Source organism: Crinalium epipsammum PCC 9333 (assembly GCF_000317495.1).
GTDB classification, from domain to species: Bacteria; Cyanobacteriota; Cyanobacteriia; order Cyanobacteriales; family PCC-9333; genus Crinalium; species Crinalium epipsammum.
In genome coordinates this window covers 1,771,583-1,794,062 of record NC_019753.1, presented here as the reverse complement: position 1 = coordinate 1,794,062, position 22,480 = coordinate 1,771,583, and the positions used below count along the sequence as shown (strand labels likewise).

Here is a 22,480-nt window from a genome sequence, read left to right as displayed (position 1 = left end):
AAAGATACTAAAAAGTCAAGAATCAATCGGGAGATGTTGAGATGATGATTAATAAATTTTGTAGTTACCCAATGTTAATTTATACCACTTTAGAGGTTAAGCTAAACAACAATAATTAATTAGCTATTAGCGGTTAGCTATTAGCGGTTAGAAATTGGTGACTTGTCCATAACTTCAGTTATGGAAAGAAAAAATGCCTAGTATGCTTATTTAAAGCCTCCGATGGCAATTTTAGGCTTCAGTTAAAAGCTAATTACTAAAAGCTAATTGCTAAAAATTTAATGGTGAAATAACAAGGGCTTTATGCAATGACAGAATTTCTCACCCATGTAAGTTGGTGGGTTCCTTTGTATGGCTTAGTTGGTGCGGTTTTGACTCTACCTTGGTCTACAGGCATCGTCCGTCGTACAGGCCCCCGACCAGCAGCATATTTTAATGTGTTGATGACGGTCTTGGCGTTGATTCATGGCTCAATTGTCTTTAGAGCGATATGGAACCAAGATTCTCAAGAGTTGATGTTTAATTGGTTACAAGTAGCTGATTTAAACCTATCGTTTGCCGTAGACATCTCTGGTGTGAGTGTCGGGGCAATGGAATTGATCACTGGTTTAAGTTTGTTGGCGCAAATCTTTGCTTTGGGATACATGGAGAAAGACTGGGCATTAGCCCGCTTTTTTGGGCTGATGGGATTTTTTGAAGGGGCAATGAGTGGGTTGGTAATAAGTAATTCTTTGTTTTTGACTTATGGTTTGCTAGAACTACTTACCCTTTCTACCTATTTATTCGTTGGTTTTTGGTATGCTCAACCGTTAGTAGTGACAGCAGCGCGAGATGCGTTTTTAACTAAACGGGTAGGAGATGTGTTGCTGCTGATGGGGGTGGTAGCACTAGCCAGTCTAGCAGGTAGCTTGAATTTTAATGATTTGTATGAGTGGGCTGAAACAGCGAATTTGCCACCTCTGACAGCTAATTTATTGGGGTTAGCTTTGATTGCGGGGCCGATAGGGAAGTGCGCTCAGTTTCCTTTGCATCTTTGGTTAGATGAGGCAATGGAGGGGCCAAACCCAGCATCAATTCTGCGTAACTCTGTGGTTGTGTCCTGTGGTGCTTATGTGCTAATTAAGCTTCAGCCAATTCTGAATATTTCACCTTTAGCTTTGACAACGCTGGTAGTAATAGGTACTATGACGGCTATTGGTGCTTCGTTAGTTGCGATCGCACAAATTGATATTAAGCGAGCTTTATCCCATTCCACTAGCGCCTTCTTGGGGCTGGTATTCATTGCAGTAGGAATGCAATGGACAGATTTTGCTTTGTTAGTACTATTTACTCATGCGTTCGCCAAAGCTCTGCTATTTATGAGCGTTGGTTCCATAATTGCTACCACCAGCAACCAAAACCTCACAGAAATGGGTGGTTTGTGGTCAAAAATGCCAGCAACTACTATCGCCTTTGTAGTTGGATCAGCAGGATTAATTGGGCTAACTCCACTAGGTAGTTTCTGGGCTTTAGAAAGAGGACTTGATACTTTTTGGACTAGCCAATCTTGGATAGTTGCAGTTATATTGCTGTTTAATTGTTTGACCGCAATTAATTTAACCCGCGTCTTTCGCTTGGCATTTTTAGGAAAACCTCAGCCAAAAACTAGAAGAGCGCCGGAAGTTCCTTGGACAATGGCTGTGCCAATGGTGACTTTAACTATTACTACGCTGTTAGTTCCTTTAATGATGCAGAGTTTATCTCTGTTACCAGACTGGAATTATATTAATCGAACAGCCGTTGTCTTGTTAATGTTATCTGGTTTAGTTGGTACAGTCTTGGGTGCAGTGCTTGAGTTGCGTAGAACTTGGTCAAGACCTATGCAAAGAAGTTTGAGATTTGTGCAAGACTTATTGGCTTATGACTTTTACATTGATCGACTTTACCGCGTCAGCGTCGTTTTAGTCGTTCAGCAACTGTCCAAATTTAATTCTTGGCTAGATCAGTACGTAGTAGATGGAGCGGTTAATTTAGTCGGTCTAGCTACTATTTTTAGTGGGCAAGGTTTGAAATACATCGGATCAGGTCAGTCGCAGTTTTATATTGTGACTATTCTGTTAGGAATTAGTTTGCTAACTGCAATCTTTAGCTGGCCATTTTTACAAGCTTTAGGATTCGATCCATTTGCTTTTTGATATTAAAACCTATCCGGGAAGTTCTGGGAAGAGATTTTTTCCAAAAGATAAACACGAGATTAATACAGATGTTTATTCACCTCAAACAAATTTTTCGGATAGGCTTTTATAGCTAATTAATTGGGGAACATTGGGAAAGTTTGAACGTTGGCAGAAATCTGAACGCAACGTTTAAACACTCTTCAGACAAAGGACAAAAATTATGCTCAGTGCCTTGATTTGGTTGCCACTATTAGCGGCAGTACTTCTGGTTGTTTTGCCCCAAACAATTCCATCGAAAGTTATCCGTCAAATATCTTTAGCTATTACTCTCGGTCTATTTGTTTTGTCGTTAGTAATTGCTTTTCAGTTTAAAGCAGAAGATGCGGGGTTTCAGTTTTCTGAATTTATTCCTTGGATTGAATCTCTCGGATTAACTTACAAACTCGGTGTTGATGGCTTATCTTTGCCGTTGATAGTATTAAATTCTTTGCTGACCTGCATTGCCATCTATAGTTCAGAGGAGTCTATTAACCGACCTCGGTTCTATTACGCTTTACTGTTAGTATTGAATGCCAGTGTCACAGGTGCTTTCGTCGCGCAGGATTTGCTACTGTTTTTCCTGTTTTACGAAGTAGAACTGATTCCCCTGTATCTATTAATTGCTATTTGGGGCGGTCAACGTCGTGGGTATGCTGCAACAAAGTTCCTAATTTATACAGCTATTTCTGGAATTTTGATTTTAGCTTCTTTCTTTGGGTTAGTTCTGATTAGTGGTTCTAGCACTTTTGAACTAGAACAGTTATATGCTACCTCTCTACCTTTGGCAACGCAGTTATTACTGCTTTCAGGGTTGTTAATAGGATTTGGCATAAAAATTCCTTTAGTTCCTTTCCATACGTGGCTACCTGATGCTCACGTTGAAGCTTCAACGCCAATTTCTGTATTGTTGGCTGGTGTGCTATTGAAGTTGGGAACTTATGGTTTACTCAGGTTTGGATTAGGGTTATTTCCTGAAGCTTGGGCAGTTGTAGCTCCTTGGTTGGCTAGTTGGGCGGTAGTGAGTGTATTGTATGGCGCATTTAATGCGATCGCTCAAAAAGATATCAAAAAAATGGTCGCTTATAGCTCTGTTGGTCACATGGGCTATATTTTATTAGCTGCTGCTGCTGCAACTCCCTTAAGTCTTGTTGGCGCAGTCTTCCAAATGGTTAGTCACGGCTTAATCTCAGCAATGTTATTCTTGCTGGTAGGTGTGGTTTACAAAAAGGCAAAGACTCGCGATTTGGATGCGCTTGAGGGTTTACTCAATCCAGAACGAGGCTTACCCATGATTGGTAGTCTGATGGTTTTAGGGGTAATGGCTAGTGCAGGTATCCCTGGGATGGTGGGTTTTATTTCGGAATTCTTGATTTTTAGGGGTAGTTACCCAATTTTTCCCACTCAAACGCTGCTATCTATGATTGGTATAGGTTTAACCGCAGTTTACTTTTTACTGTTGGTTAATCGGGCATTTTTTGGACGGCTTTCTCCACAAGTCGAAAATTTGCCTCCTGTACAGTGGTCAGACCGGATACCTGCGATCATTTTAGCTGTGCTGATCGTGGCTTTTGGATTACAGCCGAATTGGTTACTGCGTTGGAGTGAACCAACAATGACGGCAATGATGGCAAAATCGAGTGCGATAGCGCACGTAATGAGTGTAGTTAGCAGTTCTGAAAATCTCCCTTAAGGTGTTCTTTGCAATGACAAGCACTAGGTTAAAATCTTCCACTCACCCAATGTCTAAGTATATTCAGCACTTAATCTCTGGGGGGGCGCTACTTCCTGATACTCCAGATAACTTGCTAGAAGTTGTCGGCATTCTGAAAAGTTATGGTGTGGTGCTGGATGCGTACTACAAAAATCTCATCTACATTGCTGACCATCAATTTTTAGAACTTTTTCCCTTTTTTAAGTACTTCAATGGCGAAGTTACTTTAGATAAGTTATTACACCATTGGGGGCATGACCGCATCAATTTTGAGTATGCTGAATACTGCATGAAAACTATGATGTGGCATGGTGGCGGTGGTTTGGATGATTACTTAGATTCAGAGGAGTTTTTTGAGCGATCGCAACCAGCCATCCAAGCTAAAATTAAAAACAACTTCCCCATCAGAGCATTAAGCAGCATTTTTCCAGAGTTTTTACCCGAACAAGTGCGTCAACAAGCTTATTACAGCGCTCTGGGTCAATTCTGGGACGTAATGAGCGAAATGTTTCTTACCTTATCAGATAAGTACGATCGCCAAGAAATTACCTCTATCCCTGATGTCGTTCAGCATATTCTAGATGGTTTAGTTGCTGCCGCCAACACACCAATTACCTATAAGGTAAACATTAACCATCAGGAATATGAAATCATTCCTGAGTCTGCTGGTTTAACTTTCCTGAAAGATACAGCCGTCCCTTATGTAGAAGCTGTTTTCTTCAGAGGTACGCCATTCCCAGGTACAGTTTCATACAACGCTCAAGCTCAACAAATTTCTCCAGAACTGAATAGATTTGAATACGGTGCATTATATGCCGATCCATTACCCATCGGTGGTGCTGGAATTCCACCCACCTTGCTAATGCAGGATATGCGCCACTATCTACCGGACTACCTGCACAAATTTTATAGTGCTACTCTTCGCGGAGAAGATGATTTGCGCGTACAAATTTGCATCAGTTTCCAAAAGTCAATGTTTTGCGTGACTACTGCTGCTATCTTGGGACTCGCACCTTATCCGATCAATACAACTAATAGCTCTCAACAACAAGCTAACCAAGTTTACTTAGAAGGCTGGTTGAATAGATTAGCATCTTCACGCTTGGATACAGTCAATAGTTAATTATTTCATAAGCTTTGGAAGTGACATTATAAATCTCATTAATATGTCGCTTCCACTCTTCTCACGCTCAAATAAGTTAATTTGAGAATTCACCACAATATCTAAGCTCAAAAAATATTGAATTGCTACTTCTAAAGTAGTTTATTAAGTCTTCATTCATATAGCATAACTGCTTTGTGAACAAAGCTTAAAAGTAAATTAATTTAATCATATTTAATAAAACGTTATGTCCATATTTTATAAATGGGCAAAACTTATCCTGATTAGCTTTTGTTTGAGAAGTATTAAATACATAAGGGACTCTAAAAAGTAAATTGATTAGGGTGCAATTAAATTAGAAGAAAATGCTTATAACCAACTTTAGATAAATTTTACTGTAAAAAGTAGTTTGATTTAAAAGTTGTACTGAGCAAAATCTTTTGTGTTTGAGTTAATTCTATAGCTGTAAATAGTAAGGGTCATTAGGATTTACAAGGATTTATTTTATCCTCTAAAGCAATGCAAAAATTTTGTCGGCACGCATGGTTTAGTAGTTTGGCTATCTTGGTTTTCCAATTTATTTTCTTAGAAGTAGCGATCGCTAAAGAAGATGAACAAAATATTGAAGCGTTTTCAGATACCAATCAATCTTTTGTACAAGCAGCCAACAATGTTAAGTCTGATCAAAAGCCATTAATCAATTCAAATTCCGCCGATGGTTTGACAGATCAAGCTCAGGCGGGTAAAGACGAAGTTTTGCCTAATAACAATGGGCTTGAACAAATAAATTCTGTATCAGAATTATCTGATGTGCAACCTACTGACTGGGCATATCAAGCATTGCGATCGCTAATTGAACGCTACCAATGTATTTCTGTATCAGGCGATCGCAGATTTCGTGGTAATGAAGCATTAACACGTTATGAATTTGCCTCTGGTTTAAACAGTTGTTTAAATAAAATTACCCAATTAATTGGAGTTGCTAAACCTGACTCAGTTCCTCAACAAGATTTAGCTACCATCAAAAAGTTACAAGACGACTTTGCCACTGAACTACGTTCCTTGACTACTCGTATAGGTAGTTTGGAGGCACGTACTGCTGAACTAGGAACTAATCAATTTTCTACAACTACTAAACTCAACGGTTTAGCTGTTTTTACCCTTACAGGTGCTACTGTTGGTGATTCGGTAAAAGCAGAAGGTAGTAGTGCTTTACCACCATTTATCCTTCGTGATTCTAATAATAAGCCGATAGTAAGAAAAATAGATAATGGTAGCACGACCTTTAGTAATTTACTATGGCTTTCACTTAACACATCATTTACGGGTAAAGATGTTTTAGTAACTACACTAGCTGCGGGTAATGGCAATTCTCCAGCAAACCAGTTTGTTTCAGCAGGCTTATTTAACTCAGTAGGCAGTCCTTTTTTTGAGCAAACTTCTGGTCCAAACACTGGTCAGACTGATGTGGTTATTCGTGAATTATTCTATACTTTCCCAGTTAATGAATCTGTACGACTAACAGTTGGACCAAGGGTTAACTCGGTTTATCACTTTGACTTCAACCGTTTTACAATACCTATTAATGGGACATCTAGTTTTAATTCTCCCGCTAGTACTTTTGTAAGCTCAACTATACGTGGCGCTGGGGCGGTAGTTGAGTGGAACATCAATAAGCAATTGGAACTTCATGCTGGATATTTAGCAGAGAGCCTTGAATTTTTACCTGGTCCTCGTCCAGCGGCTGACCCAAGCAAGGGTTTATTTAATGGTACTCATACAATTACTGCTGAATTGACCTTTAAACCTACCCAAACTGCTAATATTCGCTTACTTTACCAACGTTCTCATCTCAATCCAATATTTGGTTTAATTGCTAGTAAGCCGATAATTGGTATAGCTGATGATGGATTTGGTGAAGCTGTTAATGATGCTACGGCTGATACCTTTGGGGTTAATTTCGATTGGTTAATTAATAGGCGCTTTGGAATATTCGGGCGTTATTACTATTCAACTACCGAAATAGATCCAGTAAAACCTGGAAGACTTAGTGGAGATATCAATGCCCAAAATATTCAAGCTGGACTAGCTTTTCCAGATTTGGGTAAGCAAGGGGCATTAGGTACGCTCTCCTTTGTCATACCATTTGATGTTAAGTCAGGTCGTCAGTTTTTAGCTTCTGGTGCTGGGAATGGAGGTACTCAGTATGAAATTGAAGCAAATTACTTTTATCCTTTGGCTCGTAATATAGCCTTAGTTCCAAGCTTGTATGTGATTGGCAACATTAACAACTTTGATGATAATCCTACGGTATTTGTTGGTAGTATGCGTACACAGTTAAATTTTTAAAATAATTGAAAGAATAAAAAGCCCATACAATTGGGCTTTTTTATTCCTTAAACATTAAATCCGCTAGAAAATTAACGATTCACAGGCGACAAAGCTAAACGACGCGCCGATGATGGCTTGTGACCATTTTGTGTCGCCTCTTGGGGAGTTTCTTGTAATAATAGTTCCCGAATTAACCGCGCTGCTACTCGCTGCGCTAAACCACCAGCAATTTGTTTACCCAAATTTTGCGTTTCTGGTTTTAACAACAACTGCGGAATTTTTGGTAAGAATGCCAAAGCATCAAAACCAGGAGTTTCTTGCAAAATTTGCCAAATTTGTTTTATATGTATTAACGTCTGAGATTTTTCTGTTGCTAAAGGCTTTTGGTTAGTTGATAACCCCACGCCCTTCTGGAAATAATAAGTTAAGTTGTGAAGAGTACTTTGTCCAAAAGTATCTACAGATTTGATGATTTCATCAGCTAATTGATACCGGATAAAAGCACCCCTTTCAGAAAGCAAAAATTCCAGGGTTTGATTTAAAACTTGGTTGATGTCAAAGCCATCACTATTACTAGCATTTTTCAACAAGTTTTCTAATCTATTCCACCGGAAACTGCCATTTTTAAATAAGAGATCTTGCAGAGATGCTCGTAAGTCTGGAGAGGGATCTGTTAATAAACGTCGGGCAACATAAGGATAAGCTTTACTTAAAACTTTGAAGTTAGGATCAATATTGATCGCAATTCCTTCTAGAGTAACCAGAGAGCGAATAATTAAGGCGTAATACGCTGGTACTCGGAAAGGATATTCATACATTAAAGCTGATAATTGATCGGTAATACTTTTGAAGTTAAGTTCAGCAACACTTGCTCCTAAAGCGTTACCGAAGACATCAGCAAATGCGGGAATAATCGGCGTTAAATCTGTGTCTGGTGTTAAAAATTCCAGTTTGACATAATCACGCGCCAATCCTTCAAAGTCACGGTTTACTAAGTGAACAACTGCTTCTAATAAACCATAGCGTTGATAAGGCTTGACTTGACTCATCATGCCAAAGTCGAGATAAGCTAACTTACCATCAGTAGTAGCTAATAAGTTACCAGGGTGAGGATCGGCATGGAAAAAACCATGTTCTAATAGTTGTCGTAAAGAACACTGTACGCCGACTTCAACTAAATGGGCTGCGTCTATTCCTTGTTCTTGAAGTGATGGGATGTTGGTTAATTTAGTACCGTTGATCCACTCCATTGTTAAGACGCGAGTGCCTGTATATTCCCAATAGATGTGGGGAATATAAATCTCAGGAATGTGACCATACAGTTTAGCAAACCGCTCGGCGTTATGTCCTTCGTTGACATAATCCATTTCTTCAAAGATGCGGGTGGCAAATTCATCCATAATTGCCACTAAGTCACTGCGTACTTGCTTGATATTCTTTTGAGCCCAACCAGCAAGGTTTCGTAAGATGTAAACGTCTAGTGCGATCGCTTGTGCTAAACCTGGACGCTGTACTTTTACCGCTACTGTTTCCCCTGTCTTTAATTTACCTTTATATACTTGCCCCAAAGATGCTGCGGCTACTGGTTGCGGAGTCAATTCGGCGTAAATTTCCTCTGGGCGATCGCCTAATTCTTCTTCAATATATTGGTAAGCTATCTCATTAGGAAATGGCGGTAACTGGTCTTGTAGATGAGTTAATTCTTCTAAATAAGCAGGCGGTACTAAGTCTGGGCGCGTCGAAAGTGCCTGCCCCACTTTAATATAAGCAGGTCCCAATTTAGTTAATATTTCTCTAATCTGGCTGGCTCGACGAGGTTGATTTTGAGCAAGACGCTTGGTTTGTTTATCCCACCACAAACCTAGCCCAAAACTCATAAACGGTAAGATAATCTTTAACAAGCGCCCCCAGACTTTCAATGGCTGTTGCCGATAATACTCGTCAATCACAATTGGGTCGTAACGCATACCTGCGGGTGAGTCTTTCGAGGCAATTACCCGCGCTAATTTTAGTTGATTCGATGTTGGGGCGAATGAGTCAACTACTACTGTTTCTACCGACTCCATATTTAGTGAATCAACCGAATTATCCATCACGGTCAAGTCGTCATCAAACCTGAGTGATGCTGGGGAGGCTTTGCTAGAATTCATAAGCTTGAAAGCGACGTTGTTAAGTATTGTAACAATTTAGAACTGCTAAGTTAGTACGTCGGTAGGTGTGGGTTTAGGTCTTGCAATAAACAAACTGGGTCTTGGCGTAGCCGCAAGAAAGCACACATAACGAAACATCTACACCGTTTATAATTTGATCTGCTAGTGATTTAGCTCTACCCTCAAGGTAAATTTAGCTCCATGCTTGCTGCTTTACGGATTGAAAACTTTGCCTTGATTGACCAGTTACAGCTAGAGTTTGGTGCTGGTCTAAATGTCTTGACAGGTGAAACTGGTGCTGGAAAATCAATTATCCTCGATGCTCTTGATGTCGCTTTGGGTGGTAAAGTCAGCAGTCGATTAATCCGTACTGGTGCAAATCGCGCAATGGTTGAAGCTACATTCAAGGTAGATCAGTCTGTGGCGGAGTGGCTGAGTACGCAAGAAATAGATTTACTTGATGACTCGATCATTATTTGTTCTCGCGAAATTGCTGTTTCTCAGGGTAGTTTACGATCGCGGTCGCGTGTCAACGGCATACTGGTAAATCGACAACTGATGGATCAATTGCGCGATCGCACTGTAGAAATTACTGCTCAAGGTCAAACTGTACAATTAACCGCGCCAGCAATTCAACGGCAATTAATTGATCTTTATGGTGGTTCCGACATCATCCAACAGAGGGAGATTGTAGGAGCTAAATATGCTATTTGTCAAACAGCTTTACAAGAATTAGAAAAGCGCCGACATTCGGAACAGCAACGTTTGCAAAGATTGGATTTGCTGGAATATCAAACTAAAGAATTGGAAACTGCAAGCCTGAATGAAGCAGATGAATTAGAACAGCTTGAGCATGAACGGCAACGCCTGAGTCATGTAGTAGAACTACAACAACTAAGTTATAAAGTTTATCAAGCACTTTATCAAAATGACGCGGGTGAAGTTGCTGCGGCTGACTTACTCGGTCAAGCTGACGCTACTTTAACTGATATGGTGACTTATGATACTGAGTTGCAATCAATTTCGGATATTGTCAGTGCTGCTTTAGCGCAAGTTATAGAAGCAGGACGTGAGATTAATGCTTATGGCGATCAACTAGAAGCAGATCCTCAGCGTTTGAGTGAGGTTGAAGAACGTATCCGCACACTTAAACAAATTTGTCGCAAGTATGGTCCTACTTTAGCTGAAGCGATCGCTTATTATCACAAATTACAAGCAGAACTTAGCGAATTAAATTGCGGTGGTCAATCTTTAGAAGATTTAGAAAAACACTATCAAGCGTGTCAAGAAAGTTTAAATCAAGCTTGTCAAGAGTTAACAAAACTACGAAGATATGCTGCTGATAATTTAGGGCAAAAGTTGGTAGCAGAACTTAAACCTTTAGCAATGGACAAAGTGCAATTTGAAGTAGTAATTACACCTTGTTCTCCCACCGCCACAGGGGCGGATACAGTGTTATTTTACTTTAGTCCCAATCCTGGTGAAAAACTCCAACCTTTAGCTGCAACGGCTTCTGGTGGGGAAATGAGCCGCTTTTTACTAGCATTAAAATCTTGTTTTTCTCAAGTTGATGTTCCGATTACATTAATATTTGATGAGATTGATGTGGGTGTATCTGGAAGAGTAGCACAAGCGATCGCAGATAAGCTCCACCAACTCAGTCGGGGGCATCAAGTTTTATGTGTTACCCACCAACCATTAGTTGCTGCAATGGCAGATAATCATTTTAGGGTAGATAAACAGGTAGTTGCACAGAGTAACGGTAAAGTAAATAGCAACGGTGCAGTAGCAGAGGAATTACCAGAAGTTCGTACTGTTGTGCGTGTAAGTATTTTAGATACTCACCTTACCCGTCGTGAAGAATTGGCTCAACTTGCTGGTGGTAAATCATCCCAGGAAGCAACGGCGTTTGCTGAATCTTTGCTCAAGCAATTTCAGTTAAAGAAAACGCAGATGAAAACAGATAAATAGAACCCAGAAGTTAAAATTCCGAAGTCAGAATAGAACAGCACTGTTTGAAATTTGAAAGATGTTGTTAGAATTAAAATACTCAGCACTTGAGGATAAATTCTATGCTAATAGAAGCTACTTATGAGCAAGGAATATTGAGATTATCACAACCCATAACACTAGAAGAAGGCAGTAAAGTACAAGTAATTATTATTTCTCTAGACAATCATTCTCAACCCAAAAAATCCTTAGAAATTTTACAAAAGATTGCTGAACTTCCTTTAGAGGGAAAAACAGATTCTTTTGATGGTAAAAATCACGATCAAATTTTGTATGATAAATAGTTTATGATTTTTGTTGATACAGGTGCTTGGTTTGCTAGTGTTGTACCTTCAGATTCCAATCATCAAAAGGCTGTAGTATTGTTAACCAAAGTTAGTTTTTTGTACATAAATAAAAAAGAGGGTGCTAATTTATGAGTTTTAGAAAACCAATTACTACGGCTGGTGGACTAGCTTTTTGGAACAATATTAGACAAAATTCTTATTTTATAATGCAGGAACACAAGATCGGTTTTCCAGTTTGGCTTTACAAATATAGAATTCTTATGAGAGAAAATAGAATGGAAATAGCTAACTCAAACGATATTTCTGAGATCGAGCATGATTGGGATTATTTAAAAACTCATGCGGTACCACGACTAGATGAATCCATTGACATACATAAAGAAATTAGCAAGGTTAATTTTATTTCAATTGTAACAAATGTTATTACGAAATACATAATTTAAAAAATATAACATTTATAAATAGAAAACTTCGATTGTGTTATAAAAAAAAATAGTGTGTCCCTGAGTTTTATCGAAGTCCACCAATTTATGGGCGATGCGCGGGGGATAATTTATGTGTAGCACTATTTTATGAATTTGGTATTAGTTAGGTAAGTTGGGATAAAATTTTATTTTATCCCTCATAATATTCATTATGTTTGCTAGAGAATTTCAAACCAAAATCAATAAAGGATTTATCCAACTTCCTGAAGAATATCAACAGGAGTTCAATCCAGATCAAGAAGTAAAAGTTATTATTCTACAACCTGCACAAATTCGAGAGCATACTGCCTTTTTAAACGGCTATACCGTCGAAGATGAAGGATTATATGACGACTATTAATGCAGGCGAATTTTGGGTAGCAAATATTCCTTTTACCACTGGTAATTCTAGCAAAAAAAGACCCGTTTTAATCCTTTGGCTAGATGGAGAAGATGCTGTTTGTGCGGTAGTAACATCTGCACAACCCCGTACTGTTACAGATGTACTATTACAAGATTGGTCAAGTAGTGGATTGCGAGTTGCTTCAACAGTGCGGTTATCTCGTTTGGACTGCTTAGAGAAATCCTTATTTCTTGCGAAAGTCGGGACTATTTCTGATACTGATGCACAGCAAATAAAGATGATTTGGGATACCTATATCAAACCTAAATTTTAATTATTATGTACATAAATAATTTCCAGCATGGGATCATAATGATCAATGCCATGCCAGCACGGATAGATGAGCGTAGTTATTATTACCTATAACCGTGCTGAAATTAATAATTATTTAGGCTTTTGACTTTTAGGCTTATTCAACTCTTGACACTTAGCTTCAGCCTCTAAATAAGCATTTTGATACTCCCTACCTCCTAACATCAAATCGCCATAATACTCATAAGGCGCATCACCATAAACAGGTAGCGGCTCATCTTCTGGATAATCTTCTTGCGCTTCCTCTAACGCGGCTTTCAGTTGCTTCACCGTCAGACGTTGCGCTGGAAAATACCAAATTTCTTCGGGATTCTTCTCTAAATGTGGCAAAGTAGGATCGGCAATGCGATCTTTAAGCTCTAACCAACTATGCTCCACAGGTTTGTAGGGTGCGCCAGCAAAGGCGATAAATCCTTGGACATAAATTGCTCCCTCAATCAATAATACTGCTTTATGAGCATTTTTATAAGGAGATTTAGCTTTACTTTTGATTTGTTGAGAAATTTCTAGGGAAATAGTAGGATCTAACGGTTTTTCCATCATATTTATCAACTTGGCTGCAATTCAGTATTTATCCAAAAATTAGGCTGTTCTCAATTGGTATATTAGCAAAAATAATCATCATCAATAATTACTGCAATTAATTCAATAAATTCCGAATATATCCCCACTTACCACCGCTAAAATACGAAGTTTTTTTATCTGGGCTTTGCTGCCACTCACCGCCATTATTAACTACTGCTATCCCCTCAGAAAAAGGTTTAGCAAAATCAAATTCTGGGTTAATTATAAAGTTACCAGATTTATTAATATATCCCCACTTGCCACCCATCTTCACAGCAGCTAACTTTTCTGAAAAAGAATCAGCTTCATAAAATTGGGGTTCGATAACAATTTTTCCCGTTTGATCTATAAACCCTAATTTATTACCCATTTTGATTAGGGCTAAGTTTTCCGAGAATTGCATAGCATCATCAAACTGGGGTTTAATTATTATACTACCTACTTTATCAATATAACCCCATTTATCATTAATCTTTACAGCAGCCATTCCTTGTAAAAAAGATTTGGCATCATTAAATTGTAACTGTATTACCAATTTAGTTGTAGTATTAATATATCCCCACTTGTCAACAATTTTTACAGCAGCCATTCCTTGTGAAAAAGATTTGGCATCATCAAATTGCAGTGCAGTTATTAACTTTGCTTTTTTATCTATATATCCATATTTTTGTTTAATTGCTACTAAAGCGAAACCTTCAGAAAAAGGTTGGGACTGATCGAACTGTAATCTACTGACAAGTTTACCTGTCTTATCAATATATCCCCATTTATAACCCATTTTTACTTGCGCCATTCCTTCAGAAAAAGGCTCAAGTTCATCAAATTTTGTTTGAATAGCAACTTGTTGAGACTTATTTATATAAGTATAATTACCGCCAATTCTTTTAGAAGTGAAACCATATTTTTTAATTGCTTTAACGTCAAATTTACCAGGAGATTGCGAGTAAATATCAGATCTTAAAATTTTAGCTAAGGCATCGTTGTCTTCTCGCAAAGCTTCATAGAAGAATGATATTTCTCCTTGTATGCCAAGAGAACGATTATATGCGATCGCCTGAACTAAATCATCGGGATTAATTTGATGTGTTGCTTCTTTTAAAAGAATACCAGGAATAAGGTGGGGTAACTGTTGGCTGGTAAATTGATTAGAATAAACTCGATCTATATCTTTTTTGTAACTTTCAAAATCATAGCGATATAATTGAGGATGAATCAAATCGACTAGCCCAAGCTCTACCCAACTTTGAGAATCTTGGAGATAATTTTGCAAACCCCAAGGATAAGCACTCGGAGCCATAGAAATTATTAAATTAGGATTGATATTAATAACTTCTTGATATAAGCGAGTTAAAAAATTAGAAAGAATATCCGCCCGCCATTGTAACCATTGTGGATCTTGAGAATCTTGAGGAGGAAGCTGATTAAATTGTTGACGATATAGCTCAACTGTTTTGAGATCATAACCGCCTTCACTTGGTAAAGCGGGAAAGCGATCATCACCTTGAATTCCCGCAATTTCATAGTTTTTAACTACTTCTAAAAATAAACTTAATAAAAAGTTTTGAACGTCAATATCAAAAGCATTTAGCCACTCAAAGCCATTTTTAGATAATAAATTCCCAGCATAATCACGGGCTGCCCATTCTGGTTTTTTAGCAATGATTTCACCACCATTGCGACTATAAGAACTAGCAAATCCATATTCAAACCAAGGAATAACTGCAATCCCAACTCGACGTGCTTCAACGATTAATTCTGCTAAAGGATCTCTACCTTTGAATTGTGGGTTAATTTCGATTCCAAAGGTTTCGCGCATCACTCGGCTGGGATAAGTTGTTACTCCATTATTCCAAACAACCGGAAATACTACATTGAATCCTGTTTGAGCAAGAAAATCCATTGCTGAGGCAATGTTTTGCTTGGAGTTAAGAACTTGACTAGCTGTAGTAGTAAGCCAAATACCGCGAATTTCCATTACACATCTCCATAAATTAAACGTGGTAATTAAGGCTAATTCCTACGTCACTAATCACCAGTCCCCAAAGCTTAAATATTTGGTAAAATGCGTAATTTTTATAGCTTTTATGTAGATTTAATTGTGGATTTTACCAGTGCCAAACCTGCTGAAAAAGCATTAGCTTCTTCAAATTGGGGTGAAATCACTAACTTGCCAGTTTTGTCAATATATCCCCATTTATTACCAATTTTTACTTGTGCCATTCCTTCAGAAAAGCTATCTGCTGCATCAAATTGTGGCTGAATAACAACAAATTCCATACCAGGAATATACTTGTATGGCACAGCCGGAATTTTTAAAACTCGGCAAATAAAGGCTGCTATTTCCCCTCTAGTGGCGTTTTTGTTAGGCTGTAAGCGTTTGATCTTGGGGTAGTTAACAATTATTCGCCTTTCAGTTGCGGCTGCGATCGCTCGAACAGCATAACTCGGAATTTGGTCTCGATCATCAAAATACTTTTTTAAGGTATCGCTGGGATTAATGCTGACTCCATAGTTTAGCCCTGAAGCTAACGCGGCTATTACTTGCACACGGGGTATCGGTTGGTTGGGTTTAAACAAACGGTTGCGATAGCCGGAAAGAAAATTTGCCTGATATACTGCTTGAATTGCTTTTGCAGCCCAATGGTTGCTAAGTACATCTAGAAAGATTGTGCTAGGGCGTAATCGTTCTAGTTTAGGTAATGCTGTGTCTAAAATTACAGCGAATTCAGCCCGACTTACAGGTTCATCAGGGCGAAATGTACCATCTCGGTAGCCTCGAAATATATTGCGCGCGGTAGCAGCGACAATACAATCTCTTGCCCAATGGTTTTGAATATCAGTAAAGATGAGATGATTTGTCATAGAGATCCTGGTGCGATCGCTTATTCTTTTATAAAAGTGCAGAGTTAGGTATGTAGGGTGTAGCCCTTACCACTGGCATAATTATGATAAAAGTTAACCACAAATGTACTACAAATGTTGTAACTGGAGTTATATACTATGAACGCTAATTTGAACGAATTTCTCGAAGCTTGTGAAAACCTTGGCACTCTGCGCTTAATTGTAACTAGCAGTGCTGCTGTTTTAGAAGTGCGTAGTTCGATTCGTAAGCTATTTTACGCAGAACTTCCAAAAGGAAAGTACGCTAATATGCACACCGATGACTTTGAATTTCACTTAAATATGGATGCAATTAAGCAGGTGAAGTTTGAAACAGGTGAAGCAAAACGTGGGAATTTTACTACCTATGCTATTCGCTTTTTGGACGAAGAAGAAAAGCCAGCTTTGAGCGCGTTTCTACAGTGGGGTAAGCCAGGAGAATACGAACCTGGGCAAGTGGAAGCATGGCAGGGATTAAAAGAACAATATGAGGGACAATTAACAATTAACAATTAACAATTAGCAATTACCAATTAGCAAGGAAGAATGACTATCTAAAATGTTGAGAGTTTTTTGTAATTTTTGCTTGGTTATAATTCTACTATTCTGGAGTAATGCAGCGCAAGCAGGACAACTATCTCAACGTTTAGCACAGTTTTCTCATTGGGAAAGTAAACCACCTGTAAGTGCAGCTTCGGGAGATTTAATTTATCCAAATTGGATAGAAGGTACTTGGAATGTTACCAGTACTTTAGTAGATTTGGCTGCACCTTTAGCACCAGATGTAGTTACGCCTGGATTTGAAAGTAACCGTCAATATTTAAATCAACCTGTAAGTTTTACAGTAAGCTTTGTTAAAGCATCGTCTACAACTCAGACTGGGATAATATTACCTCTACAAACCAGTACTCAGGTAATTGCAGATCGGGCTTTTAATGGTTTAAATATTGGACGTGCTTATTTAGGCGATCGCGCAATTCAATCTGTTAAAGTTGATCCTAATTCTCCTAATCGTCAGATTACCTTATTAAAGGGCGATCGCCAATTAATCTCTATTGTCACAGGTAGAAATAGCGAAAGTCCTAACTCTGATCAATTTGTCGCTACAGAAGTTTCTCAGCAAATTTTTGGAAGTAAACCCCAACTTTATTTTAATACAGTAGAAACTACAACAGCTTACACACTTATACAGTCAAAAACTCCCAAAATTGAAGCTGATCAAGTTACAGCAGTTTATCTCTCACCCCAAGATCCAGATTATTTTAAAGCTATTGATAAACCAGTGGCTCTTTATCGCTATCGCTTGCAATTATTACCCCTAGAGTAAGCCTAGTTTAAGTTAACTTACGCGAATAGCTGAGGAAATTTCCTCAGCTATATCTACTAAACTGCTATGCTATGGTATTGCACTCAGAATAGCGTTATTTAAAATTTGTGCAGTGCTAAATATTAATGACTAATTCCGCACTCAAAGGTTTTATTAAGACTTGACACCCATCTCAATCACCGCACTCCGCATGAAATTAAGCCGCTCTTCAAAGTCAATTTGCTTAATTTTATCTACAAATTGCTTGGTTTCAGAAGGCAATTGATAGTCAGAAGGTACTTGGATAACTGTACCTTTTTCCATTCCTTGTGCTAACCGTAGCCAGATATCCAGCTTAGAGCTAGAACTTACCGAAGTGTAAGCGCGAGTAATCTGATTGTCTGCTCCGGTGATAATATCACGTTGTGCTTGTAGCTGTTCTTCTGGTGGTAATGCTTGGATTATATTGAAGACAGCCGCAGCTTCTTCTTGTGCAGAAGTAGTATTAGTTGGTGTTAATTGATCTTTGATATCTAAGTAACCAAACCACAAAACTGCTAGCTGAGTATCTGCATCAAATTGCTGAAAATTTTGTAATGCTTCTTTAGAGGTGTTGTTTGTTGTAAAAGTCATGAAACTCTCCGATTATCTTAATTCAATCTTGCTTTTTTTCAAAATGAGGATTTGTTGTTCCTCTCTATTAAGTTTTACTAAGTTAACAACAGGCGGTTAACCATGCAAAAGATAGATATAGGGATCAATACTGATGAGAGATGCCGCTACACCATCTAGCTAACAATCAGTGACACCAAAATATTGATTAATGGTAGATCCAAACTCAAGCAAGTCCTAGCTGGTAGCAGCTTTAGGTATATTTTTATCCGATCTAGAAAACACTATTCTTAAAATATTCCCTGAGTAAATAAATATTAATCAAAAATTAATTTGACAAATTGATGATTTAATTTAAGCTTTCATCTAACCTTTGGGGTAATAAAAATACTACTTATTTATGGTCTAGTCGCCGTACAATAAAAACTCGCCATAATTGCGTGTTAATCGCATCTGTGTGTAAATGATGACAATTGCTAGTAGTTTGCTTGGATAGGCTTGAGACATTTATATTAATCTGACTAAGATATCCAGCACAGGAAAGCAGCAGTATGGTCAGTTTAACCCCCAATTCCAGCTTTAGTGTCACAATTCGTTTAGAAGTTCCCAATCGTGCTGGGATGTTAGCCAGCGTCACTCAAGCGATCGCAGCTTTAGGCGGTAATATTGGACAAATTGATTTAATTGAGCAAACCCGTAAAATTACCATCCGTGACATTGCGATTGATGCCTCTAGCAGTGAACACGCGGATCAGATTGTTAACGTAGTTAAGGCACTTCCAGACGTAGTGCGATTCGTTGAAGTGTGAATCACGGTGAAAGTCCGTACATAGCACTTCCAGCCTGACAGCAGATTACTGTCAACAAAAGGCTGAACTTTCGGTCTGATAAGGGTGCAAGCCCCTTCTGCCAGACTCAGGCATGACTCCCTAACTGCCCACACTGACCAGACTCGGTTTCTGGAGGGTGAAGCTGGGAACAGAGCGCAATCAGACATCTGTTATGAGATGACACTGGCGCTAACGGGGAGTTCCTACGGTGAAACAGAGCCTAAAAAAGCAACCCAGGAAGAAGCAGGGCATAACATCAAAAACCCTGACTTTATTGGAGATAACCCCGCCGCATATTTCGTCAATAGCGGTAAGAGTCTAGGGGTTCCAATGGTTGAATTGGCTACACCTAACGGAACGAACAATCTAACCGAAGGAACGAATAAAAACGATTTAAGGGTCAAGGGAATGTCGAATCCCAAGTAGGACAGACGAGCGTCGGAACTCCCTTAAGTCGGGTAGGACAGACCGTAATTGGTCTGAGGTGTTCAGAAAACACGAACTGGAGAAGAGTATGTTTAGACACAGCAGCAATGCTAGTGAAACTTGGAAGAATCTGCCCTGGAAGAAATTCCAGAAGGATTTATTCCGCCTCCAAAGGCGAGTGTTCAAAGCGATTCAGGTTGGAGACAAGCGGAAAGCTATGTCCTTACAGAGGTTGATACTCAAGTCAACCGCAGCTAGGATGCTGGCAATACGTCAGGTAACGCAGCTAAACGCTGGAAAAAGAACGGCAGGTATAGACGGCAAAGCCTCACTCAATCATGAGGAAAGGTTTGCTCTGAGTGAAGAACTTAGAACCAGAAGTAGCAAATGGAAACACCAGAAGCTACGGGAAATACCCATACCTAAGAAGGACGGGACAACCCGCCTTTTAAAAGTGCCGACTATCGGGGATAGAGCTTGGCAATGCCTGGTAAAACTAGCCCTAGAACCAGCACACGAAGCAACTTTCCATGCCAAGAGTTACGGGTTTAGGACGGGTAGGGCTGCACATGACGCTCAAAAATACCTATTCGATCATCTACGCTCCACGAGTCATGGAATAGAAAAACGGGTTATAGAACTCGATATCGAAAAATGCTTCGATAGGATTGCTCACAAATCCATAATGGAACGACTCATTGCCCCATCAGGCATAAAGCTCGGAATATACCGATGTCTCAAAGCAGGAGTCAACCCAGAATTCCCCGAACAGGGAACCCCGCAAGGGGGGGTGGTGAGTCCCCTATTAGCTAACATTGCACTCAATGGCATAGAGGACATCCACCAATCCGTGCGTTATGCGGATGACATGGTGTTCATTTTAAAGCCTAAAGACGATGCAGTGGCAATACTTGAGCAAATAAGCCAGTTTCTAGCAGAAAGGGGGATGAAGATTAGTGAAAAGAAAACCAAGCTAACCGCTACGACAGATGGGTTTGATTTCCTCGGTTGGCACTTCAAAGTGCAAAACAACGGTAAGTTTAGATGCGTCCCATCAGAGGACAATTACAAGGCTTTTCGTCAGAAAGTCAAACACATCGTCAACAACTCGAATTATGGTGCTACCACAAAGGCTGAGAAATTAGCCCCTGTAGTTAGAGGCTGGAGGAATTACCACCGCCACTGCAAGATGGACGGGTCACGAAACTCGCTATATCACATCCAGCAAAGAGCATTCACGGTATTCAACAAGGAACCAAAACAAACTCGCAACACCAGCAAGTCACTGCTTGATAAAGCATTCCCCACAGTTCCTAACTCCGAAAACAAACATATCAACGTCAAAGGTGAGAAATCGCCCTTCGACGGGGATATCACCTACTGGAGTGAGCGTAACAGCAAACTCTATAATGGCGAAACCTCTAAAGCTCTCAAAAAGCAAAACCATTCATGCGGATATTGTGGCTTAAAAATGCTTAGTAATGAAAAGGTACATCTCCATCATATTGATGGGAACCATAACAATTGGAAGAAAAACAACCTTCTAGCCATTCACGAAAGCTGCCACGATTACGCCCACATGAGCAAAGGCGCAAGCCAAGAACATCGGGAGCCGGATGCACGGAAACGGGCACGTCCGGATCTAAATGAGAGGGGCGGGAGATAATACTCCCCCTCGACTCAACCAAATTAGTTAATTTCTACGATCGCACCTTCAACTTGCATCAAGGCGGCAAAATTAGTATGCAAAGTAAAATCCCTCTGAAATATCAGTCGGATTTAGCAATGGCGTATACTCCTGGTGTTGGTAGAGTATGTATGGCGATCGCACATGATCCAGAAAAAGTGCATACTCTTACCATCAAAAGCAACACTGTAGCTATTGTCACCGATGGTAGTGCAGTTTTAGGACTTGGTAACTTAGGCGCAGAAGCATCTATGCCTGTGATGGAAGGCAAAGCGATGTTATTTAAAGAATTTGCTGGTATTGATGCCTTTCCCATCTGCCTAGATACCCAAGATACAGATGAAATAATTCAAACAGTAAAAAATATTGCCCCAGTATTTGGCGGTGTCAACTTAGAAGATATCAGCGCCCCCCGTTGCTTTGAAATAGAAGCGCGACTGCGACAAGAGTTAGATATCCCCGTATTCCATGACGATCAACATGGTACTGCCATTGTTTCTCTAGCAGCTTTAATCAACTCCTTGAAGCTAGTCAAAAAATCCTTAGAAGATGTCCGCATTGTAATTAACGGCGCGGGTGCTGCGGGAGTTGCGATCGCACAATTACTCAAAAAAGCAGGTGCTACCACTATTTTAATGTGCGATTCCAAAGGAATTCTATCTATCAGTCGTACAGACTTAAACAAAGAAAAACAAGACTTTGCAGTAGAAGTAAGTGGCAGTTTAGCAGATGCGATGGAAGGCGCGGATATCTTCTTAGGTGTTAGCGCCCCTGGTGTAGTAACACCAGAAATGGTACGCTCAATGGCAAAAGATCCCATTGTGTTTGCAATGGCTAATCCTATCCCTGAAATTCAGCCAGAATTAGTTACAAATGATGTAGCTGTGATGGCAACAGGGCGGAGTGATTATCCTAATCAGATTAATAATGTGTTGGCATTTCCAGGCGTATTTCGTGGTGCATTAGATTGTCGCGCTTCTGCAATTACCACCAGTATGTATTTAGAAGCAGCCAGTGCGATCGCATCCTTAATTAATCCTGCCGATCTTAGCCCTGAATATATCATCCCCTCAGTATTTGACAAGCGAGTTGCCCCTGCTGTCGCTGCTGCCGTACAAAAAGCAGCCCGTACTGATGGAGTCGCCCGTCGCTAATATAGCAGATCGCCTATCAGCTATCAGCCATCAGTTGACAGTGTAGAGAGCGGAAA

General features: G+C 39.5%; 18 protein-coding genes and 2 pseudogenes. 15 read left to right on the top strand and 5 right to left on the bottom strand.

Annotation, left to right across the window (positions count from 1 at the left end):
- The first annotated feature begins 308 nt into the window (after window positions 1–308).
- The 4 genes from CRI9333_RS07675 (at window position 309) to CRI9333_RS07660 (ending at window position 7,357) form a co-directional block, all read left to right on the top strand.
- Window positions 309–2,174, top strand: a complete 1,866-nt coding sequence (locus CRI9333_RS07675; RefSeq protein WP_015202597.1) for an NAD(P)H-quinone oxidoreductase subunit F — start codon at window positions 309–311, stop codon at window positions 2,172–2,174.
- A 202-nt stretch (window positions 2,175–2,376) separates the two neighbouring features.
- Window positions 2,377–3,885: an NADH-quinone oxidoreductase subunit M gene (locus tag CRI9333_RS07670; RefSeq protein ID WP_015202596.1), complete on the top strand. Its 1,509-nt coding sequence runs from the start codon at window positions 2,377–2,379 to the stop codon at window positions 3,883–3,885.
- A 13-nt stretch (window positions 3,886–3,898) separates the two neighbouring features.
- On the top strand, window positions 3,899–5,029 hold the full coding sequence (locus tag CRI9333_RS07665; protein WP_015202595.1) for a CO2 hydration protein: 1,131 nt from the start codon (window positions 3,899–3,901) through the stop codon (window positions 5,027–5,029).
- A 498-nt stretch (window positions 5,030–5,527) separates the two neighbouring features.
- Window positions 5,528–7,357, top strand: coding sequence for an iron uptake porin (locus tag CRI9333_RS07660; protein WP_015202594.1), 1,830 nt, complete (start codon window positions 5,528–5,530; stop codon window positions 7,355–7,357).
- A 71-nt stretch (window positions 7,358–7,428) separates the two neighbouring features.
- Here the strand turns inward: CRI9333_RS07660 and CRI9333_RS07655 are convergent, their stop codons facing one another.
- Window positions 7,429–9,489: an ABC1 kinase family protein gene (locus tag CRI9333_RS07655; protein ID WP_015202593.1), complete on the bottom strand. Its 2,061-nt coding sequence runs from the start codon at window positions 9,487–9,489 to the stop codon at window positions 7,429–7,431.
- A 201-nt stretch (window positions 9,490–9,690) separates the two neighbouring features.
- Between CRI9333_RS07655 and recN the strand changes: the two genes are divergently transcribed.
- The 5 genes from recN (at window position 9,691) to CRI9333_RS07630 (ending at window position 12,927) form a co-directional block, all read left to right on the top strand.
- The gene (gene recN, locus CRI9333_RS07650) at window positions 9,691–11,460 is read left to right on the top strand and encodes a DNA repair protein RecN (protein ID WP_015202592.1); all 1,770 of its coding nucleotides are present in this window, start codon (window positions 9,691–9,693) and stop codon (window positions 11,458–11,460) included.
- Window positions 11,461–11,561: 101 nt separating this feature from the next.
- The gene (locus CRI9333_RS07645) at window positions 11,562–11,783 is read left to right on the top strand and encodes an antitoxin family protein (protein WP_015202591.1); all 222 of its coding nucleotides are present in this window, start codon (window positions 11,562–11,564) and stop codon (window positions 11,781–11,783) included.
- Between the two features lie 131 nt (window positions 11,784–11,914).
- Complete coding sequence (locus tag CRI9333_RS07640) at window positions 11,915–12,229, top strand: hypothetical protein (RefSeq protein ID WP_015202589.1); 315 nt, start codon at window positions 11,915–11,917, stop codon at window positions 12,227–12,229.
- Between the two features lie 193 nt (window positions 12,230–12,422).
- Entirely contained in the window at window positions 12,423–12,611 is a 189-nt protein-coding gene (locus tag CRI9333_RS07635; RefSeq protein ID WP_015202588.1) for a hypothetical protein, read from the top strand.
- The gene (locus tag CRI9333_RS07630; protein WP_015202587.1) at window positions 12,598–12,927 is read left to right on the top strand and encodes a type II toxin-antitoxin system PemK/MazF family toxin; all 330 of its coding nucleotides are present in this window, start codon (window positions 12,598–12,600) and stop codon (window positions 12,925–12,927) included. Before CRI9333_RS07635 ends, CRI9333_RS07630 begins: the two co-directional genes overlap by 14 nt.
- Before the next feature lie 110 nt (window positions 12,928–13,037).
- Here the strand turns inward: CRI9333_RS07630 and CRI9333_RS07625 are convergent, their stop codons facing one another.
- From CRI9333_RS07625 to CRI9333_RS07615, 3 genes are all read right to left on the bottom strand, one after another.
- Window positions 13,038–13,505, bottom strand: a complete 468-nt coding sequence (locus tag CRI9333_RS07625) for a hypothetical protein (protein WP_041225983.1) — start codon at window positions 13,503–13,505, stop codon at window positions 13,038–13,040.
- A 100-nt stretch (window positions 13,506–13,605) separates the two neighbouring features.
- Entirely contained in the window at window positions 13,606–15,504 is a 1,899-nt protein-coding gene (locus CRI9333_RS28320; protein WP_015202585.1) for a WG repeat-containing protein, read from the bottom strand.
- A gap of 107 nt (window positions 15,505–15,611) precedes the next feature.
- Window positions 15,612–16,391 carry an S-layer homology domain-containing protein gene (locus CRI9333_RS07615; RefSeq protein WP_015202584.1) on the bottom strand — a complete coding sequence of 260 codons (780 nt, stop codon included), beginning with the start codon at window positions 16,389–16,391 and terminating at the stop codon, window positions 15,612–15,614.
- A 138-nt stretch (window positions 16,392–16,529) separates the two neighbouring features.
- On the opposite strand from CRI9333_RS07615, the gene CRI9333_RS07610 reads away from it, so the two are divergent.
- Both CRI9333_RS07610 and CRI9333_RS07605 read left to right on the top strand, forming a co-directional pair.
- Window positions 16,530–16,925 carry a ChuX/HutX family heme-like substrate-binding protein gene (locus CRI9333_RS07610; protein WP_015202583.1) on the top strand — a complete coding sequence of 132 codons (396 nt, stop codon included), beginning with the start codon at window positions 16,530–16,532 and terminating at the stop codon, window positions 16,923–16,925.
- A gap of 43 nt (window positions 16,926–16,968) precedes the next feature.
- Window positions 16,969–17,736, top strand: coding sequence for a DUF6816 family protein (locus CRI9333_RS07605; protein ID WP_015202582.1), 768 nt, complete (start codon window positions 16,969–16,971; stop codon window positions 17,734–17,736).
- 153 nt (window positions 17,737–17,889) lie between these two features.
- Here the strand turns inward: CRI9333_RS07605 and CRI9333_RS07600 are convergent, their stop codons facing one another.
- The gene (locus tag CRI9333_RS07600) at window positions 17,890–18,348 is read right to left on the bottom strand and encodes an orange carotenoid protein N-terminal domain-containing protein (RefSeq protein WP_015202581.1); all 459 of its coding nucleotides are present in this window, start codon (window positions 18,346–18,348) and stop codon (window positions 17,890–17,892) included.
- A gap of 530 nt (window positions 18,349–18,878) precedes the next feature.
- On the opposite strand from CRI9333_RS07600, the pseudogene CRI9333_RS07595 reads away from it, so the two are divergent.
- From CRI9333_RS07595 to CRI9333_RS07580, 4 genes and pseudogenes are all read left to right on the top strand, one after another.
- Window positions 18,879–19,115, top strand: a pseudogene (locus tag CRI9333_RS07595) (ACT domain-containing protein); the annotation flags it as partial.
- Between the two features lie 105 nt (window positions 19,116–19,220).
- Window positions 19,221–19,583 (top strand): hypothetical protein, encoded by a 363-nt coding sequence (locus tag CRI9333_RS07590; protein ID WP_015202580.1) that lies wholly within the window; start codon window positions 19,221–19,223, stop codon window positions 19,581–19,583.
- Window positions 19,584–19,671: 88 nt separating this feature from the next.
- Window positions 19,672–21,249, top strand: a complete 1,578-nt coding sequence (locus CRI9333_RS07585; protein WP_015202579.1) for a group II intron reverse transcriptase/maturase — start codon at window positions 19,672–19,674, stop codon at window positions 21,247–21,249.
- Between the two features lie 17 nt (window positions 21,250–21,266).
- Window positions 21,267–22,424 (top strand): annotated as a pseudogene (locus tag CRI9333_RS07580) (NAD(P)-dependent malic enzyme); the annotation flags it as partial.
- Window positions 22,425–22,480 lie beyond the last annotated feature (56 nt).

Excerpts from the sequence above, each read along its gene's own strand:
- CRI9333_RS07675 (WP_015202597.1), top strand. The coding sequence starts at position 309 with ATGACAGAATTTCTCACCCATGTAAGTTGGTGGGTTCCTTTGTATGGC.
- CRI9333_RS07670 (WP_015202596.1), top strand. The coding sequence starts at position 2,377 with ATGCTCAGTGCCTTGATTTGGTTGCCACTATTAGCGGCAGTACTTCTG.
- CRI9333_RS07665 (WP_015202595.1), top strand. The coding sequence starts at position 3,899 with ATGACAAGCACTAGGTTAAAATCTTCCACTCACCCAATGTCTAAGTAT.
- CRI9333_RS07660 (WP_015202594.1), top strand. The coding sequence starts at position 5,528 with ATGCAAAAATTTTGTCGGCACGCATGGTTTAGTAGTTTGGCTATCTTG.
- CRI9333_RS07655 (WP_015202593.1), bottom strand. The coding sequence starts at position 9,489 with ATGAATTCTAGCAAAGCCTCCCCAGCATCACTCAGGTTTGATGACGAC.
- recN (WP_015202592.1), top strand. The coding sequence starts at position 9,691 with ATGCTTGCTGCTTTACGGATTGAAAACTTTGCCTTGATTGACCAGTTA.
- CRI9333_RS07645 (WP_015202591.1), top strand. The coding sequence starts at position 11,562 with ATGCTAATAGAAGCTACTTATGAGCAAGGAATATTGAGATTATCACAA.
- CRI9333_RS07640 (WP_015202589.1), top strand. The coding sequence starts at position 11,915 with ATGAGTTTTAGAAAACCAATTACTACGGCTGGTGGACTAGCTTTTTGG.
- CRI9333_RS07635 (WP_015202588.1), top strand. The coding sequence starts at position 12,423 with ATGTTTGCTAGAGAATTTCAAACCAAAATCAATAAAGGATTTATCCAA.
- CRI9333_RS07630 (WP_015202587.1), top strand. The coding sequence starts at position 12,598 with ATGACGACTATTAATGCAGGCGAATTTTGGGTAGCAAATATTCCTTTT.
- CRI9333_RS07625 (WP_041225983.1), bottom strand. The coding sequence starts at position 13,505 with ATGGAAAAACCGTTAGATCCTACTATTTCCCTAGAAATTTCTCAACAA.
- CRI9333_RS28320 (WP_015202585.1), bottom strand. The coding sequence starts at position 15,504 with ATGGAAATTCGCGGTATTTGGCTTACTACTACAGCTAGTCAAGTTCTT.
- CRI9333_RS07615 (WP_015202584.1), bottom strand. The coding sequence starts at position 16,391 with ATGACAAATCATCTCATCTTTACTGATATTCAAAACCATTGGGCAAGA.
- CRI9333_RS07610 (WP_015202583.1), top strand. The coding sequence starts at position 16,530 with ATGAACGCTAATTTGAACGAATTTCTCGAAGCTTGTGAAAACCTTGGC.
- CRI9333_RS07605 (WP_015202582.1), top strand. The coding sequence starts at position 16,969 with ATGTTGAGAGTTTTTTGTAATTTTTGCTTGGTTATAATTCTACTATTC.
- CRI9333_RS07600 (WP_015202581.1), bottom strand. The coding sequence starts at position 18,348 with ATGACTTTTACAACAAACAACACCTCTAAAGAAGCATTACAAAATTTT.
- CRI9333_RS07585 (WP_015202579.1), top strand. The coding sequence starts at position 19,672 with ATGTTTAGACACAGCAGCAATGCTAGTGAAACTTGGAAGAATCTGCCC.